Origin of the sequence: Pseudomonas sp. MS15a(2019) (assembly GCF_013277805.1) — a bacterium.
Classification (GTDB): Bacteria; Pseudomonadota; Gammaproteobacteria; order Pseudomonadales; family Pseudomonadaceae; genus Chryseomonas; species Chryseomonas benzopyrenica.
Window position 1 is genome coordinate 187,199 of sequence record NZ_VBTN01000011.1, and the last position, 16,168, is coordinate 203,366.

A 16,168-nucleotide genomic window follows, 5' to 3' on the forward strand; every position below is an offset into this window, starting at 1 on the left:
ATGCTCCCCTTGTTCCTATCAGCCGCCTATCCTCCATGCAGCCCCACGCGCCCTCCTACTACGCCGCCACCGCCAACCAGACGCTGAGCTTTCCGCCCCTGGAGGGCGAGGTTCAGGCCGATGTCTGCGTGGTTGGCGGTGGCTTTTCCGGGCTCAACACCGCCCTGGAACTGGCCGAGCGCGGCGCCCGGGTGGTGCTGCTGGAGGCCCGGCGGATCGGCTGGGGGGCCAGTGGACGCAACGGTGGCCAATTGATCCGCGGCGTCGGCCATGACGTCGAGCAGTTCGAATCGGTCATCGGTGCCGAGGGGGTGCGCGAGCTCAAGCGGCTGGGCTTCGAGGCGGTGGAGCTGGTCCGCCAGCGTATCGTCCGCCACGGCATCGACTGCGATCTCACCTGGGGCTTCGCCGACCTGGCCAACAAGCCGCGCCACTGGCAGCACCTGCAGGAAGAACAGGCCGCGCTCCAGGCCCTGGGCTATCCCCATCCGCTGCGACTGGTGCCCAAGGCGCAACTGGCCGAGGTGGTCGGTTCCGATCGCTACCAGGGTGCCCTGGTGGACGAGGGCTCCGGTCACCTGCATCCGCTCAACCTGGCCCTGGGCGAAGCCGACGCGGCCCGGGCGCTGGGCGTGCAGTTGCACGAAGACAGCCAGGTCACCCGCCTGGAATACGGCTCCAAGGTGCGGGTGCATACCGCCCGCGGCCGGGTCTCGGCCGACACCCTGGTGCTCTGCTGCAACGCCTACATCGACGACCTGCAACCCGATCTCGCCGCCCAGGTGCTGCCGGCTGGCAGCTATGTGATCGCCACCGAACCGCTGTCCGCCGAGCGTGCCGCGCGCCTGCTGCCGGGCAACCGGGCGGTCTGCGACCAGAACGTGGCGGTGGACTATTTCCGCCTGTCCGCCGACCGCCGCCTGCTGTTCGGCGGCGCTTGCCACTATTCCGGGCGCGACCCCAAGGACATCGCCGGCTACATGAGGCCGAAGATGCTGGAGGTCTTCCCCGAACTCGCGGACGTGCGGGTGGACTACGCCTGGGGCGGCATGATCGGCATCGGCGCCAATCGCCTGCCGCAGATCGGTCGGCTGCGCGAGCAGCCCAACGTCTTCCACGCCCAGGCCTATGCCGGCCATGGGGTCAATGCCACCCACCTGGCCGGCCATCTGCTGGCCGAGGCGATCCTGGCCCAATCGGCCGGTTTCGACCTCTTCGCCCAGGTGCCCCATGCGCGCTTTCCCGGCGGTCGCCACCTGCGTTCGCCACTGCTGGCCCTGGGCATGCTCTGGTACCGCCTCAAGGACCGCCTGTGATCCGCCTGGTCGTCCCCCTGCTGCTGGCGCTGCTGGCCGGCTGCGCCACGCCTATCCCGCGCCAAGCCTCCAAAGTCCTGCCGGTCGCCGGCACTGTCCTGGACAGCCAGGTACGCGCGGCCGGCGCCACCCACCCGGGCCTCTCGGGCCTGCGCCTGCTGGAAACCAGCACCGATGCCTTCACCGCCCGCGCCGAGTTGATCCGCAAGGCCCAGCGCAGCCTGGACATCCAGTACTACATCGTCCACGACGGCCTGACCACACGCCTGCTGGTCAACGAACTGCTCAAGGCGGCGGATCGCGGCGTGCGCATCCGCTTTCTCATCGATGACACCAGCAGCGACGGCAACGACTACCAGATCGCCGTACTGGCCGCCCATCCCAACGTGCAGATCCGCGTCTTCAATCCGCTGCACCTGGGCCGCAGCACCGGTCCGACCCGGGCCCTGGGTCGGCTGGTGGATCTCAACCACCAGCATCGACGCATGCACAACAAGCTGTGGCTGGCCGACGACAGCGTGGCCATCGTCGGCGGCCGCAACCTGGGCGACGAGTACTTCGATGCCCGCCCGGAGATGAACTTCACCGATCTCGACCTGCTCGCCGCTGGCCCGGTGGCGCGGCAACTGGGCACCAGCTTCGACCAGTACTGGAACAGCCCCCTGAGCCAGCCGGCCCGGCGGCTGCGCTGGTTCGCGCCTTCGACCTCTGCCCTGGTGCGGCTGCGCGCACGGCTGCACCACTATCTCGACAGCGAGCGTACCCGCGACCTGGCGCTGTACAACCGCCTGCGCCGCTATGCCACCGCGCCCCAGCTCGACGGCTGGCTGCAGGAGCTGACCTGGGCTCACGCCCAGGCGTTCTGGGATGCACCGCGCAAGGTGCTGGCCGACGACGAGCCGGACTGGCAGCTGCTGCTGACCCGCCAGCTGCAACCGACCCTGGATGGCGCCCAGCACGAGCTGCTGCTGGTCTCCTCCTACTTCGTGCCCATGAATCAGGGGGTCGCCTATCTCGGCGGCCTGGCCGCCCGAGGGGTCGATGTCCGGGTGCTGACCAACGCCCTGGAAGCCACCGACGTGCCCGCCGTGCATGCCGGCTACGCGCCCTATCGCACGGCCCTGCTGGCCCAGGGCGTCAAACTCTTCGAGCTGCGTGCCCGCCCGGACCAGAAACGATCCGCCCTGCCCTACAGCTTCGGCGAATCCGAATCCAGCCTGCACAGCAAGGCCATGGCCATCGACGGGCGCTGGTCCTTTATCGGCTCCTTCAACTTCGATCCGCGCTCGGTGCTGTGGAACACCGAGGTCGGGGTGCTGGTGGACAGCCCGGCCCTCACCGGTCGCCTGCGGCAGCTGATGCTGCAGGGCATGGACCCCAGCGTCTCCTACGCGGTCAAGCGTATCGAGGACCGGGGGCAGGTGCGGCTGGAGTGGGTCAGCGAGCGCAATGGCGAGCCCCGGGTGCTGCACCACGAACCCGGTAGCGCCTGGCGCCGCTTCAACGCCTGGGTGGTCAAGGCGGTGGGGCTGGAGCGGATGCTCTAGGCTTCGCCCTCACCCTAACCCTCTCCCAGAGGGAGAGGGGGTTGGATCGTAGGTTGGGCTGAGACAGCTCCATCGTCGAAGCCCAACAACAGGCACCGTGCCAACCCCGTTGGGCTTCGCTGCCGCTCAGCCCAACCTACGCGAGCCAACGGCTGGACGCCCGTAGGTTGGGCTGAGACAGCTCCATCGTCGAAGCCCAACAACCAGCACGGTGCCTGTTGTTGGGCTTCGCTGGCGCTCAACCCAACCTACGACTCGGTCAATCCCCCTGCAAAAAATCCGGTAATTGGTCATTTTATGAGCAGTAGTCGACCAACACTTCGGCTAAGGTCGACCGCATTCACCGGCCTCGCTCCAGTACTGGCCGTCCAATGCCTTGAGGATCTCCCATGAGCGCTACCGCCCTGCGTCACGATTGGACTCTTGCCGAAGTCCGCGCCCTGTTCCAGCAGCCTTTCAACGACCTGCTGTTCCAGGCCCAGGGCGTGCACCGCCAGCACTTCGATCCCAATCGCGTGCAGGTTTCCACCCTGCTGTCGATCAAGACCGGCGCCTGTCCGGAAGACTGCAAGTACTGCCCCCAGTCCGGCCACTACAACACCGGCCTGGAAAAGGAAAAGCTGATGGAGGTGCAGAAGGTGCTGGAGGCGGCCGCCGAGGCCAAGGCCATCGGCTCCACCCGTTTCTGCATGGGCGCCGCCTGGAAGCACCCCTCCGCCAAGGACATGCCCTACGTCCTGCAGATGGTGCAGGGCGTGAAGGCCCTGGGCCTGGAAACCTGCATGACCCTGGGCCGCCTGGACCAGGAGCAGACCCGCGCCCTGGCCGACGCTGGCCTGGACTACTACAACCACAACCTGGACACCTCGCCGGAGTTCTACGGCAACATCATCACCACCCGCACCTACGGCGAGCGCCTGCAGACCCTGGCCTACGTCCGCGAAGCCGGGATGAAGATCTGCTCCGGCGGCATCCTCGGCATGGGCGAATCGGTGGATGACCGCGCCGGCCTCTTGATCCAGTTGGCCAACCTGCCCGAGCACCCCGAGTCGGTGCCGATCAACATGCTGGTCAAGGTCCAGGGCACCCCGCTGGCCGAGGAAAAGGACGTCGATCCCTTCGACTTCATCCGCACCCTGGCGGTGGCACGCATCCTCATGCCCAAGTCCCACGTGCGCCTGTCCGCCGGTCGTGAGCAGATGAACGAGCAGATGCAGTCCCTGGCCTTCCTGGCCGGCGCCAACTCCATCTTCTACGGCGAGAAACTGCTGACCACCGGCAACCCCCAGGCCGACAAGGACATGCAGCTGTTCGCCCGTCTCGGCATCCAGCCCGAAGCCCGCGAAGAGCATGCCGACGAGGTGCACCAAGCCGCCATCGAGCAGGCCCTGGTGGAACAGCGCAACAGCGAGCTCTTCTACGACGCCGCCACCGCCTGACCCTCACGCCCCGTTCTTCCCCCTCTCCCCCTCGGGAGAGGGCTGGGGTGAGGGGCTCTAACGACCACTGAGATACCCATCCCATGGCCTTCGATCTCGCCGCCCGCCTGGCCCAGCGTCACGCCGAGCACCTCTATCGGCGCCGCCCGCTGCTGGAGGCGCCCCAGGGTCCCGAGGTAGTGGTGGATGGCGAGCTCCTGCTGGCCTTCTGCAGCAACGACTACCTGGGCCTGGCCAATCATCCCCAGGTGATCGCCGCCCTGCGCAATGGCGCCGAGCGCTGGGGCGTGGGCGGTGGCGCCTCGCACCTGGTGATCGGCCACAGCGGCCCGCACCACCAGGTCGAAGAGGCCCTGGCCGAACTCACCGGTCGGCCGCGCGCCCTGCTGTTCTCCACCGGCTACATGGCCAACCTGGCGGCGGTCACCGCCCTGGTCGGTCGTGGCGACACCGTGCTGGAAGACCGTCTCAACCACGCCTCCCTGCTCGACGCCGGCCTGCTCAGCGGCGCGCGCTTCGGCCGCTATCTGCACAACGATCCGGCCAGCCTGGCCACGCGCCTGGCCAAGGCCGCGGGTGACACCCTGGTGGTCACCGACGGCGTCTTCAGCATGGACGGCGATCTGGCCGCCCTGCCCGAGCTCTGCCAGGTCGCCCAGCGTCACGGCGCCTGGACCCTGGTGGACGACGCCCACGGCATCGGCACCCTGGGCGCCACCGGCGGCGGCATCGTCGAGCACTTCGGCCTGGACCAGAGCCAGGTCCCGGTGCTGGTCGGCACCCTGGGCAAGGCCTGCGGCACCGCCGGGGCCTTCGTCGCCGGCAGCGAGGAACTGATCGAGACGCTGATCCAGTTCGCCCGCCCCTACATCTACACCACCAGCCAGCCGCCGGCGGTGGCCTGCGCCACCCTGGCCGCCCTGCAGCTCGTCCGCGAAGAGGGCTGGCGCCGTGAGCTTCTGCACACTTTGATCCAGAGATTCCGCAGGGGCGCGACGGCTCTCGGCCTGGACCTTATGCTCAGCGCCACGCCGATCCAGCCGATCCTGGTCGGCGACAGCGCGCGCGCCCTCGCACTCTCCGCCGCCCTGCGCCGACGCGGGATCCTGGTCACCGCCATCCGACCGCCCACCGTACCGGCCGGCAGTGCCCGCCTGCGGGTAACCCTGACGGCGGCCCATCGCGAAGCGCACGTGGACCTCTTGCTCGACGCTCTGGCCCAGGCCATGGCCGAATTACCGCCCGACGCGGATAAGTGACCGACCCATGCGCGATACCCTGATCTTGCTGCCCGGCTGGGGCCTGGGCAATGCTCCCTTGGAACCCCTGCGTGACGAACTCGTCGAGCAGGCACCCTTTCTCGACGTCCTGATCGAGCCGCTGCCAACCCTGGCCGACACCCAGGACTGGTTCACCGACCTGGAAGCCCGCATCGCCGAGGGCGTCTGGCTGGGCGGCTGGTCGCTGGGCGGCATGCTCGCCAGCGAATTCACCCTGCGCCGCCCCGAGGGCGTGCACGGTCTCATCACCCTGGCCAGCAATCCCTGCTTCGTCGCCCGCGCCGGCTGGCAGACCGCCATGGCGCGCAGCGTCTTCACCGATTTCTTCGAGGCCTGCTCGCTGGACGCCGAGCTGACCCTCAAGCGCTTCACCCTGCTGGTGGCCCAGGGCGCGCGCGACAGCCGCACCCTCGCCCGCCAGTTGCAGGTGACCCTGCCCGAGGTCGATCCCGAGGCGGTCATCGCCGGTCTGGAGCTGCTCGCCCGCCTGGACACCCGCGCCGCCCTGCAGGCCTTCAGCGGTCCCCAGCTGCACCTGTTCGGTGCCCATGACGCCCTGGTCCCGGCTACCGCCGCCCAGGCCTTGAGCGACGAGCTGCCCACCGCCCAGGTCGAGGTGCTGGAACATGCCAGCCATGGCCTGCCGCTGGAGCGCCCGGACGAGGTGGCCACCCGTATCCGTGAATTCATCTATGCAGGACGCGATGGCTGACGTATTGCCCGACAAGCGCCAGGTGGCGCTGTCCTTTTCCCGCGCCGCCGCGCAGTACGACGGCGCCGCCCTGCTGCAACGTCGGGTCGCCGATCGCCTACTCAGTCGGCTGCCCCTCCAGGCCCCGCAACGCTGGCTGGACCTGGGCAGCGGCACCGGCTATTGCAGCCGGGCCCTGGCCCGGTGCCATCCACAGGCGGAAGGTCTGGCCCTCGACCTGGCCCCCGGCATGCTTCGCCACGCCCGTACGCAAGGCGCCGGCGCCCGCCACTACCTGACCGCCGACGCCGAACGCCTGCCGCTGCGCGACGCCTGCTGCGACCTCGTCCTGTCCAGCCTGGCCCTGCAGTGGTGCCCGGACCTGCCCGCCGTGCTCGCCGAGGCGCGCCGCATCCTGCGCCCGGGCGGTGTACTGGCCTTCAGCAGCCTGGTCGAGGGCACCCTCGACGAATTGCGCCAGAGCTGGGCCCAGGTGGACGACCAGGTGCACGTCAATCGCTTCCGCCGCCAGGCGGCCTATGCCGACGCCGCCGCGGCCACTGGCCTGCAGGTGCTGGCGCTGGACGTCGAGCCCGAACGCCTGCACTTCCCCGATCTGCGCGCCCTGACCCAGCACCTCAAGGCCATCGGTGCCCACAACCTCAACCAGGGTCGCCCCCAGGGCCTCACCGGGCGCCAGCGGCTGGCGGCCTTTACCCGCGCCTATGAAAGCCTGCGCCAGCCCGCCGGCCTGCCGGCCACCTATCAGGTGATCCACGTTCTGCTGCGCAAGAGCCTGTTCAAAGGCTGCTGCGCGTCGGCCAAACGGCGTTGAAAATGCCTTCGGAATGCTCATTTACCACTCGTAAACTCCGCTTCCTCAGCCATTTTCACCTTGTTTGGCTCTAGCTCGCGAGACTTTGAACAGGCTCTAAGGAATGACCGCCATGCCCGCCTATTTCGTCACCGGCACCGATACCGAGATCGGCAAGACCACCATCGCCGCCGGCCTGCTGCATCGGGCCCGCCAGCAGGGCCTCGCCACCGCCGGGGTCAAGCCGGTGGCCTCCGGTTGCGAACGCACCGCCGACGGCCTGCGCAACGGTGATGCCCTGGCGCTGTTGGGCGAGACCTCGCTACCGCTCGGCTATGCCGACATCAATCCCATCGCCCTGGAACCCGCCATCGCGCCGCACCTGGCGGCCCGCGAAGCCAGCATCGATCTGACCGTCGCCACTCTGGCCGCGCCGGTACGGCGGATCCTGGCGCTGCAGGCCGACTTCACCCTGGTGGAAGGCGCCGGCGGTTGGCGCGTGCCCCTGGCCGGGCGCGAGTCGCTCTCCGACCTCGCCCGCGAACTGGGCCTGCCGGTGATCCTGGTGGTCGGGGTGCGCCTGGGCTGCATCAACCACGCCCTGCTCAGCGCCGAGGCTATCCTCGCCGATGGCCTGCCGCTGGCCGGCTGGGTAGCCAATCTGGTCGCGCCGGCCACCCTGCGCCTGGACGACAACCTCGCCACCCTGCACGAGCGCCTGCCGGCGCCCTGCCTGGGCACGGTGCCGCACCTGGCTGCGGTCACGCCGTCGGCGGTCGCCGCGCACCTGCGCCTGCCCCGCTGATATCAGTCTTTCGGGCGATGGCCGCAGGGCCAGGCCGGCGGCAGACTGCCCTGTCTTTCGCCGCCGGACCAGCCCTAGTGTCTACCTCAACGTTTCTGACCTGCCTGGGCCTGCTCGGCCTGACCAGCACCGCCTGGGCGCTGGACAACCAGACACTAGTGGATCAGCGCGGCGAGCGCCTCGGCGCCTTCCTCACCCAGGAACCCGATACCCGCCAGGGCAGCCTGGAAGTCGTCCAGACCGGTCGCGCCAGCCAGGCCTATCTCACCCAGCGCGACTCCCAGGGCGACCGCACCCGCGTCGAGCAGGGCGGTGTCGGCAACTTCACCAATGTCAGCCAGGCCGCCGGCGGCGCGCGCGAGATCGTCATCGACCAGCGCGAGGCCAGCCAGAGCCATGCCTATGTCTACCAGGGCCACGGCCAGCGCGATGGGGTGGACATCCTGCAGAGCGGTCTGCAGAACGAAGCCCTGGTGCGCCAGGGTGGCGACGACCAGCGGATGCTCATCGAGCAGCAGGGCGCGCGCAACCAGCTGAACCTGTTCCAGGACGGTCGCGACAGCGGTAGCCACTCGCGACTCAGGCAGGTGGGCGACGATCATGTGCAGGACGTGCTGAGTCTGGGCGCGCGCAACGAGGTCAATCTGCTGCAGGGCGGCGGCGCCAACCGGGCGGTGGTCGAGCAGCGGGGCGACGACAACCAGGCCGGCGCCCGCCAGGGCTCGCGGCAGCAAGAGGTCCGGCTGGTCCAGATCGGCAATCGCAACAGCGCGGCGGTGCAGCAGACCGGTCCGGAGGGCGGCGCCCAGAGCGTCAGCGCGCGGCAGCTGGGCGACGACAACGCCGTCCAGGCGATCATGAACGGCAACGGCAACCGCCTCGACCTGCACCAGCAGGGCGATCGCAACAGGGTTGGCGTCCTGATCGGCGGCGACGATTCCCGCTTGAACCTGGTCTCCCAGGGCAACGACAACGAGGTCAGTGCGGTTTGGCTCGGCGACCACATCGAACTCGGCGTCGAGCAGTTGGGCGATGGTCACTCCTTCTCTGCCGGTCTGGGCAGCGACGCCCAGGTCAGCGCCAGTCAGCAGGGGGCTGGCCAGTACGCCTCGATCAGTCAGATCGGCGCGGGTAACCACGTCGACCTGCGCCAGAGCGGCCAGGGCAACCGGGCGACGATCCAGCAATAGCTGGACACAGGCGGTGACACGGGCTGCTGGTTCTTTGGCGTCAAAGCTGCTTCAATAGCCCTTTGACATCACCGTCGAGGACGCTGTCCATGAACGTGACTTCAAGCAATTCGCTCTATGCCGGCGTGCAGGCCTACCAGAACGGCAGCCGCACGGTCGAAAAGGCCGGTGCCGCCCTTGCCTCCCAGACGGCGCGCAACGAACAGCAAGCCCTGGGCGCGACTACCAACAGCCAGGCCGATCTGGCCAGCGAACTGGTCAATCTGGATATCGGCAAGTACCAGGCGCTGGCCGGTACCAAGGTCATGCAGGCCTCCCAGGAAACCCTGGGCCGGCTGCTCGATACTCGGGCCTGATCAGCAATTATGTGAGTGGAAGGGGCGCCCTGCGAGGCGCCCCTTCTGCGTTCTAGCCCAGGCGGAAACGGGTGGTGTTGGCCGTCAGGGTGCGACTGCCCGCCTCCAGACCCACCGCCGTGCTCTGCACCGTGCGCGCGTTGCCGAGCAGATCGGCCGCGGCCCCATCGACCTGCTGGATGTTGCCGCTGACCTGATCGGCGGTGACCGCCTGCTGCTCGGCGGCGGTGGCGATCTGCGCCAGGGTGTCGGAGACGCCCTGCACCGATTCGGCGATCGCTTCCAGCCGCTGCCCCAGCCCGGTGATGGACTGGGCGTCGCTGGCGGCCTGACCACAGGCCTCCTGCATCAGCGCCACGGCCTGGGCCACGGTGCTGCTCAGGCTGCCAACGGTGCCGGCGATCTGCGCCGTGGAGGCCTGGGTGCGTTGCGACAGCGAGCGCACTTCGTCGGCGACCACCGCGAAGCCCCGTCCCTGGTCACCCGCCCGGGCCGCCTCGATGGCGGCGTTGAGCGCCAGCAGGTTGGTCTGCTCGGCAATGCCGCGGATGACATCCACCACCTGCTGGATCTGTCCGGCCTGGGCGTCGACCTGGGCCATGGCCGCAGCCGTCTCGTCCAGGCGCTGGTTGAGCCGCTGGATGCTGGCCGTGGTCTGGCGACTGTCGCTCTGGCTGGCCTCGGCGATGCCGCGCATCTGCTCGGCGCGCCCGGCGGCCTCTTCGCAACTCCGCGCCACGCCCTGGGCGGTGGCGGCCAGTTCGGTGGCGGCGGTGGCGATCTGGGTGATCTGCTGGCGCTGGGCCTCCACGGCGTCCAGCGCCGCCTCGGCCTGCTGACCCAGCTCGCCGGAAGCCGTGCCCACCTGGCGACTCTCCTGTTCGACCGCCTGCAGGCTGCCCCGCAACTGCACCACGGCCAGGTCAAGGGCGCGCCCGATCTCGGCCAGTTCGTCCTGGCCACTCACCTGCGCCGAGCGGGTCAGATCGCCGTCGCGCAGGCCTTCGGCCAGGGTGGTGATGCGCCGGGCGCTGCCACGAATGGCGGCCTGCATGCACAGCAGCAGATAGCAGGTCACCACCAGCAGCAGACCGAAGCCGGCGGCAATGGCGCCAAAGCTGCGCACGGCATCGGCGCCATAGTATTGCAGCCGTTGATCCAGGTTCTTCAGGGTCTGCTGGCGGAAGGTCTGCAGCCCCTGCAGGACGCCGTCCAGGGTGGCTTCGAACTGCTCCGGCCTGAGCGTGATCTCGCCGCCGAATATCCCCTGATCGAGGGTCTTGAGACTGGCGTCCAGCTGGCTGCTGACCTTCTGGTAGTCGTCCTTCCAGCCAGCCATGTCGGCGGGCAGCTTGTTGCCGAGCAGGACGGCGACCTTGGCCAGGCTTTCGCTGGAGTCGCCGACACGGGCGCGCAGGTCGCGCAGCTGCAGGCGGCTCTGCAGGCTGAACTGGCCGGAGACCACGCTGGCCTGGCCGACGCTGGCCAGGCGGCCCAGGCGTTCGTACAACTCGACCGACTGGGTGGTGCCGATCTGCATCAGCAGATAGGTTTCCATCCAGGGATCGAGGATGAGGCCGCTGTCCAGGGCGATTTCCTCGCGCAGCGCCTGGACGGCACCGAGGGCGGCGGTGAATCTGTCGTAGCCGTCCGGCCACCAGCCCAGGCCGCGCAGATCCGCGACCTCGAGCCCGGCGAGCGCCTGCTGCAGGGTCTTGAAGCGCGCCTGTACATCCGCGCCGGCCCCTTCGATCCCCAGTTGCTGTTCAAGCAGGGCGAGCCGCTCGCGCCGGCTGTCGTTGCGACTTTCCAGGGCGGCGATGGCGGCCTGCACGGCCGGCGTCTCCTGGCGACTGGTGTCGATCGCCTTCCAGCGCGCGGTCAGGTTGCGCCGGAGGGTGAGTTCTTCCTCCACGGCGTCGAGCCGTTGCAGCAGCCGCACGCCACTGCGCTCGCCACTGACGGTGGCCAGCTTGGCCTGGAAATCGGCGCCCAGCAGCCAGAGACTGACCGCCAGGGGCAGGATGAACAGCACCAGCAGCAGGGCGAACTTGCGGGCGAAGCCGAACTGGCTCAGCACGCGAATCCCCGGTGACAACAAAACACCCATGTTCGACCACTCCTGTGCCAGCCACCGGCAAGCGTCGGCTATCCGTTGCGGATACCTATAGGACGATTTGTCGGCAAACTAACGACTTTCTTGAAAGATAGGGCACAATCGCCGCCCTCCCGTATTCCCAGACCCGGTCCTGCATTCAGGCCCGGGCGTTGCCGTTAAAGGACCGTCCGCGTGGAACGCCTCAAAGCCAAGATTCGCAGCGAAGGCCAAGTACTCTCCGAGCAGGTGCTCAAGGTCGATGCCTTCCTCAACCACCAGATCGACCCGGCGCTGATGCGGGACATCGGTCAGGAGTTCGCCCGCCGCTTCGCCGACGTCGGCATCACCAAGATCGTGACCATCGAAGCCTCGGGCATCGCCCCGGCGGTGATGACCGGTCTGGAGCTGGGCGTACCGGTGATCTTCGCGCGCAAGCATCAGTCACTGACGCTTACCGACAATCTACTGGTCGCGAGTGTCTATTCCTTTACCAAGCAGACCGAGAGCACCATAGCCGTCTCGACCATGCATCTGGCGTCCGACGACCGGGTGCTTATCATTGACGACTTCCTCGCCAACGGTAAGGCGGCCAAGGCGCTGATCTCCATCATCGGTCAGGCCGGTGCCCAGGTCGCCGGACTCGGCATCGTCATCGAGAAGTCCTTCCAGGTCGGCCGCGCCGAACTCGACGCCCAGGGCTATCGCGTCGAATCCCTGGCCCGCGTCGCCTCCCTGGCCGACGGTCAGGTCACCTTCGCCGAGTAAGTCATGGCTCAGATATTGCGCATTCTCGGTGCCGATCTCGATCGCACCGAAACCTGGATCCGTTACGACAAGGCCATGTGCCTGGACTGCGTGTCCAGCTGCTGCACCCTGCCGGTGGAAGCCCGCCTGTCCGATCTGATCCGCATGGGCGTGGTGGACGAATTCGAGAAGGGCGAGCCGCTCAAGGACATCGCCAAGCGACTCAAGAAGGACGGCGTGGTCGAGCGCCTCAACGCCAAGACCGGGCTGTTCACCCTGGTGCGACTGTCCAACAACGATTGCGTCTATCTGCATCCCAAGACGCGGCTGTGCACCATCTACGACCAGCGCCCGGAAACCTGCCGCAACCACCCAAGGGTCGGCCCCCGGCCGAACTACTGCGCCTACAAGCCGCAGAAGCTACGCTAGACGGCGGTCCGCCGAGGCATGCCCGCCTTGTTGGGCTTCGACGAAGCAGCCGTCTCAACCCAACCTACGGTGCCTCAAGGCTAGGCGCGTAGGTTGGGTTGAGCGCAGCGAAGCCCAACGGGACGTGTCACCGCCTGCCTGCCTTGTTGGGCTTCGACGAAAAAGCCGTCTCAACCCAACCTACGGGTGCCTCAGGGCTGGACGCGTAGGTTGGGTTGAGCGCAGCGAAGCCCAACAGGGCGTGCCCCGGCGTGCCTGCCTTGTTGGGCTTCGACGAAACAGCCGTCTCAACCCAACCTACGGGTGCCTCAAGGCTGGACGTGTAGGTTGGGTTGAGCGCAGCGAAGCCCAACGGGACGTATCACCGCATGCCTGCATCGTTGGGCTTCGACGAAACAGCCGTCTCAACCCAACCTACGGTGCCTCAAGGCTAGGCGCGTAGGTTGGGTTGAGCGCAGCGAAGCCCAACGGGACGTATCACCGCATGCCTGCCTTGTTGGGCTTCGACGAAACAGCCGTCTCAACCCAACCTACGGGTGCCTCAAGGCTGGACGTGTAGGTTGGGTTGAGCGCAGCGAAGCCCAACAGGGTTGGCCAGGGCGACGCTAGAACTCGCCACTCTCCATCGCCCTTTTCATGTCCGCCCGCTCTTCCAGGCATTCCGGACCGGCCATGTCGAAGATCCGGCAGACCCAGGGCCGCACCTCGTAGATGCTGCAATTCATCTGCTCGCGATCCAGGGCGGCGCACCAGCCGTCGTCGAGGCGTTTCATGCGGGTGCCGGTCCAGTCTTCCTCGATGTAGCGGGCGGGCACGCCGGCATCGTCGAACAGCAGGACTTCCTGGCGGCAGCACCAGGCCTGACAGCTCTCGCAGGTCACGGCAGGGGTGGAAAGATCGTGCAGGGGGATGTCGCTCATGTGCGCAGTGTACCGCCCTCGACCGCCCAGCGGTTTCCGGCCGATAGCTGGAGCAGTTACCATGCGCGTCCCTGACGGTTGTAACCAGTTGTGACCATGCCCAAGCCCTCTTCTCGCGCAGGAGCCGCCATGACGGCCGCACCCCGCTATCGCTTCTATGTCGTGGTCGTCGTGCTGGTCCTGCTGACCTGCGTGGTCGCTGGCCGCATCACCTACCTCAAGCTGATCGATGCCGCCTTCCTGGGTGACCAGGGCGATCGCCGTTCGGTGCGCCACATTCCCATTCCGGTCACCCGCGGCATGATCACCGACCGCAACGGCGCGCCCCTGGCGGTTTCCACCGAGGTGGTGACCATCTGGTGCAATCCATCGGAGATGCAGGACAGCGCCGACCAGCTGGGGCGCCTGGCCCAGGCCATCCACAAGCCCGAAGCCGAACTCCGCAACCTGATCCTCGGCCATCCGGAAAAGCACTTCCTCTACCTGGCCCGGGCGCTGTCGCCCATCGATGGCGAGAACATCATGGCCCTCGGCGTACCCGGGGTGCGCCAGATCAAGGAATACAAGCGCTACTATCCCAGTTCCGACCTGGTGGCCCAGGTGATCGGCATGGTCAACATCGACGGCCATGGCCAGGAGGGCCTGGAACTGGGCTTCGAAGACTGGCTGGCCGGCCGTGGCGGGGTGCGCGAGGTGCTGATCAATCCGCGTGGCTCGGTGGTCAAGAACATCCGCGTGGTGCGCCAGCCGCAACCGAGCAAGGACGTGGCGCTGTCCATCGACCTGCGCCTGCAGTTCATCGCCTATCGCGCGCTGCAGACCGCGGTGGAAAAGTTCGGCGCCCAGTCCGGGTCCGCCGTGCTGGTCAACCCCAAGACCGGCCAGATCCTGGCGATGACCAATTTCCCCTCCTACAACCCCAACAACCGCGCCACGCTGCAGATCCCCAACATGCGCAACCGCACCCTGACCGACGCCTTCGAGCCCGGCTCGGTGATCAAGCCGTTCAGCATGTCGGTGGCCCTGGCCTCGGGCAAGTTCAACGAGAACAGCACTGTGGACGTAGCGCCGGGCTGGATGACCATCGACGGTCACACCATCCACGACGTGGCCCGGCGCGGTGTCCTGACCATGACCGGGGTGCTGCTCAATTCCTCCAACATCGGCATGAGCAAGGTGGCGCTGCAGATCGGGCCGCTGCCCATCTACGAGCAGCTCAGCCGTGTCGGCTTCGGTAATCCGATGGCCCTGGGCTTTCCCGGCGAGAACGCCGGCTACCTGCCCGGCCACACCAAGTGGTCGCAGATCGCCACGGCCAGTATGTCCTTTGGCTACAGCCTGGCGGTCAACGTCGCCGAGCTGGCCCAGGCCTATTCGGTGATCGCCAACGACGGCCTGCTCACCCCCCTGACCCTGCTCAAGGACCAGAAGCAGCAGAGCGTCCAGGCCATGGACCCGGCCATCGCCCGGCGCCTGCGCGCCATGCTCAACCACGTGGTGGAAGACGAAGGCGGCGTGATCCGCGCCCGGGTGCCCGGCTATCACGTGGCCGGCAAGTCGGGTACCGCGCGCAAGGCCGGCGCCGGCAGCTACACCGAGCACGCCTATCGCTCGCTGTTCGTCGGCATGGCACCGGCGGCCGATCCCAAGCTAGTGCTGGCGGTGATGCTGGATACCCCGACCAAGGAAGGCTACTTCGGCGGTCTGGTCTCGGCGCCGACCTTCAGCGAGATCATGTCCGGCGCCCTGCGTGCCCTGGCGGTACCGCCGGACAACCTGCCCGACACCAATACCGCACAGCAGGCGAAAGCCGAGTCTCACTCCCACGGCTGAGCGGATAACGGAAACGAAAAAGGGCGACCCTAGGGTCGCCCTTTGCGTACCGCGCTACCTGGCCAGAGCTTATTCAAAGGCTCGCGAGCTAGAGCCAAACAAAGCCTGGGCGGCCCCGCGAAAAGACCTGAGGAAGCGGATCGGACTCGCGTGCGAGTTTACGAGTGGTAAATGAGCATTCCGACCGGGCTGGCGGCCCAGGGTCTTTTCAACGCAGTTTGGCCGACGCGCAGCAGACTTTGGACAAGCTCTCAGCGGTGCAGCACGTATTGACCGGTAAAGCGCACCCCATCCTCGCCACTCTCGGTGACGATGCGCGACTGCAGGGTGATGCGCGCGCGGCCACGGCGGCGGAAGGTGGTCTCGAAGCGCTCCCAGGCCCGTGCCTCGGGCGGCTCGCCATAGGCCAGGGCATCGGCGGTGATGGGCCGCGGATAGCTGATCTGGCCTTCCTGGATGAGGATGTGGCCTTCCTCGATGCCGGCTTCGCGCAGGCGCAGGTACAGCCAGCCCCAACCGGCCAGCACGGCCACGCAGTAGAGGCTGCCGCCGAACATGGTGCTGGCGTGGTTGATGTTGGCATCCAGCGGGGCATGCAGCTGCAGGCGCTGCTCGCTCCAGTCGCGGACTTCCAGGCCCAGGGCCTTGGTGATGGGAATATCGTGGTGCAACAGGGATTCGAGGTGACGGCAGTCGCGGCTCATGC

The 16,168-nt window shown here is 67.6% G+C and carries 15 protein-coding genes; 12 read left to right on the top strand and 3 right to left on the bottom strand.

What is annotated here, in order from left to right; all coding sequences use genetic code 11:
• Positions 1–35 precede the first annotated feature (35 nt).
• From FEZ61_RS18040 to FEZ61_RS18080, 9 genes are all read left to right on the top strand, one after another.
• Positions 36–1,316 (top strand): FAD-binding oxidoreductase, encoded by a 1,281-nt coding sequence (locus tag FEZ61_RS18040; protein ID WP_173149807.1) that lies wholly within the window; start codon positions 36–38, stop codon positions 1,314–1,316.
• On the top strand, positions 1,313–2,863 hold the full coding sequence (locus FEZ61_RS18045) for a phospholipase D-like domain-containing protein (protein ID WP_173149809.1): 1,551 nt from the start codon (positions 1,313–1,315) through the stop codon (positions 2,861–2,863). Before FEZ61_RS18040 ends, FEZ61_RS18045 begins: the two co-directional genes overlap by 4 nt.
• 389 nt (positions 2,864–3,252) lie before the next feature.
• Positions 3,253–4,302 (top strand): biotin synthase BioB, encoded by a 1,050-nt coding sequence (gene bioB, locus FEZ61_RS18050; protein ID WP_007159868.1) that lies wholly within the window; start codon positions 3,253–3,255, stop codon positions 4,300–4,302.
• Between the two features lie 83 nt (positions 4,303–4,385).
• Positions 4,386–5,561, top strand: a complete 1,176-nt coding sequence (gene bioF, locus FEZ61_RS18055) for an 8-amino-7-oxononanoate synthase (protein WP_064309207.1) — start codon at positions 4,386–4,388, stop codon at positions 5,559–5,561.
• Positions 5,562–5,568: 7 nt separating this feature from the next.
• Entirely contained in the window at positions 5,569–6,294 is a 726-nt protein-coding gene (locus FEZ61_RS18060; RefSeq protein ID WP_173149811.1) for an alpha/beta fold hydrolase, read from the top strand.
• Positions 6,275–7,108 (top strand): malonyl-ACP O-methyltransferase BioC, encoded by an 834-nt coding sequence (gene bioC, locus FEZ61_RS18065; RefSeq protein WP_173149814.1) that lies wholly within the window; start codon positions 6,275–6,277, stop codon positions 7,106–7,108. Before FEZ61_RS18060 ends, bioC begins: the two co-directional genes overlap by 20 nt.
• A 112-nt stretch (positions 7,109–7,220) precedes the next feature.
• Positions 7,221–7,892, top strand: coding sequence for a dethiobiotin synthase (gene bioD, locus FEZ61_RS18070; RefSeq protein ID WP_173149816.1), 672 nt, complete (start codon positions 7,221–7,223; stop codon positions 7,890–7,892).
• A 77-nt stretch (positions 7,893–7,969) separates the two neighbouring features.
• On the top strand, positions 7,970–9,082 hold the full coding sequence (locus FEZ61_RS18075; RefSeq protein WP_173149818.1) for a hypothetical protein: 1,113 nt from the start codon (positions 7,970–7,972) through the stop codon (positions 9,080–9,082).
• An 89-nt stretch (positions 9,083–9,171) separates the two neighbouring features.
• A complete protein-coding gene (locus tag FEZ61_RS18080) occupies positions 9,172–9,438 on the top strand; it encodes a hypothetical protein (protein ID WP_173149820.1) in 267 nt (88 codons plus the stop codon).
• A 52-nt stretch (positions 9,439–9,490) separates the two neighbouring features.
• Here the strand turns inward: FEZ61_RS18080 and FEZ61_RS18085 are convergent, their stop codons facing one another.
• Entirely contained in the window at positions 9,491–11,548 is a 2,058-nt protein-coding gene (locus tag FEZ61_RS18085) for a methyl-accepting chemotaxis protein (protein ID WP_173149822.1), read from the bottom strand.
• Positions 11,549–11,728: 180 nt separating this feature from the next.
• Here FEZ61_RS18085 and FEZ61_RS18090 point away from each other — a divergent pair, with 180 nt between their 5' ends.
• Both FEZ61_RS18090 and FEZ61_RS18095 read left to right on the top strand, forming a co-directional pair.
• On the top strand, positions 11,729–12,301 hold the full coding sequence (locus FEZ61_RS18090) for a xanthine phosphoribosyltransferase (protein ID WP_173149824.1): 573 nt from the start codon (positions 11,729–11,731) through the stop codon (positions 12,299–12,301).
• A 3-nt stretch (positions 12,302–12,304) separates the two neighbouring features.
• On the top strand, positions 12,305–12,709 hold the full coding sequence (locus FEZ61_RS18095) for a YkgJ family cysteine cluster protein (protein WP_160924246.1): 405 nt from the start codon (positions 12,305–12,307) through the stop codon (positions 12,707–12,709).
• Positions 12,710–13,314: 605 nt separating this feature from the next.
• Here FEZ61_RS18095 and FEZ61_RS18100 read toward each other — a convergent pair.
• Positions 13,315–13,629, bottom strand: coding sequence for a YkgJ family cysteine cluster protein (locus tag FEZ61_RS18100; protein ID WP_017642319.1), 315 nt, complete (start codon positions 13,627–13,629; stop codon positions 13,315–13,317).
• Between the two features lie 129 nt (positions 13,630–13,758).
• Between FEZ61_RS18100 and FEZ61_RS18105 the strand changes: the two genes are divergently transcribed.
• Positions 13,759–15,462 (top strand): penicillin-binding protein 2, encoded by a 1,704-nt coding sequence (locus FEZ61_RS18105; RefSeq protein ID WP_017642320.1) that lies wholly within the window; start codon positions 13,759–13,761, stop codon positions 15,460–15,462.
• 251 nt (positions 15,463–15,713) lie between these two features.
• Here the strand turns inward: FEZ61_RS18105 and FEZ61_RS18110 are convergent, their stop codons facing one another.
• On the bottom strand, positions 15,714–16,166 hold the full coding sequence (locus FEZ61_RS18110; protein ID WP_017642321.1) for a thioesterase domain-containing protein: 453 nt from the start codon (positions 16,164–16,166) through the stop codon (positions 15,714–15,716).
• Positions 16,167–16,168: the final 2 nt, after the last annotated feature.

Coding starts and splice junctions, on each gene's coding strand:
- FEZ61_RS18040 (WP_173149807.1), top strand. CDS start 36: ATGCAGCCCCACGCGCCCTCCTACTACGCCGCCACCGCCAACCAGACG.
- bioB (WP_007159868.1), top strand. CDS start 3,253: ATGAGCGCTACCGCCCTGCGTCACGATTGGACTCTTGCCGAAGTCCGC.
- bioF (WP_064309207.1), top strand. CDS start 4,386: ATGGCCTTCGATCTCGCCGCCCGCCTGGCCCAGCGTCACGCCGAGCAC.
- FEZ61_RS18060 (WP_173149811.1), top strand. CDS start 5,569: ATGCGCGATACCCTGATCTTGCTGCCCGGCTGGGGCCTGGGCAATGCT.
- bioC (WP_173149814.1), top strand. CDS start 6,275: ATGCAGGACGCGATGGCTGACGTATTGCCCGACAAGCGCCAGGTGGCG.
- bioD (WP_173149816.1), top strand. CDS start 7,221: ATGCCCGCCTATTTCGTCACCGGCACCGATACCGAGATCGGCAAGACC.
- FEZ61_RS18080 (WP_173149820.1), top strand. CDS start 9,172: ATGAACGTGACTTCAAGCAATTCGCTCTATGCCGGCGTGCAGGCCTAC.
- FEZ61_RS18085 (WP_173149822.1), bottom strand. CDS start 11,548: ATGGGTGTTTTGTTGTCACCGGGGATTCGCGTGCTGAGCCAGTTCGGC.
- FEZ61_RS18095 (WP_160924246.1), top strand. CDS start 12,305: ATGGCTCAGATATTGCGCATTCTCGGTGCCGATCTCGATCGCACCGAA.
- FEZ61_RS18100 (WP_017642319.1), bottom strand. CDS start 13,629: ATGAGCGACATCCCCCTGCACGATCTTTCCACCCCTGCCGTGACCTGC.
- FEZ61_RS18105 (WP_017642320.1), top strand. CDS start 13,759: ATGACGGCCGCACCCCGCTATCGCTTCTATGTCGTGGTCGTCGTGCTG.
- FEZ61_RS18110 (WP_017642321.1), bottom strand. CDS start 16,166: ATGAGCCGCGACTGCCGTCACCTCGAATCCCTGTTGCACCACGATATT.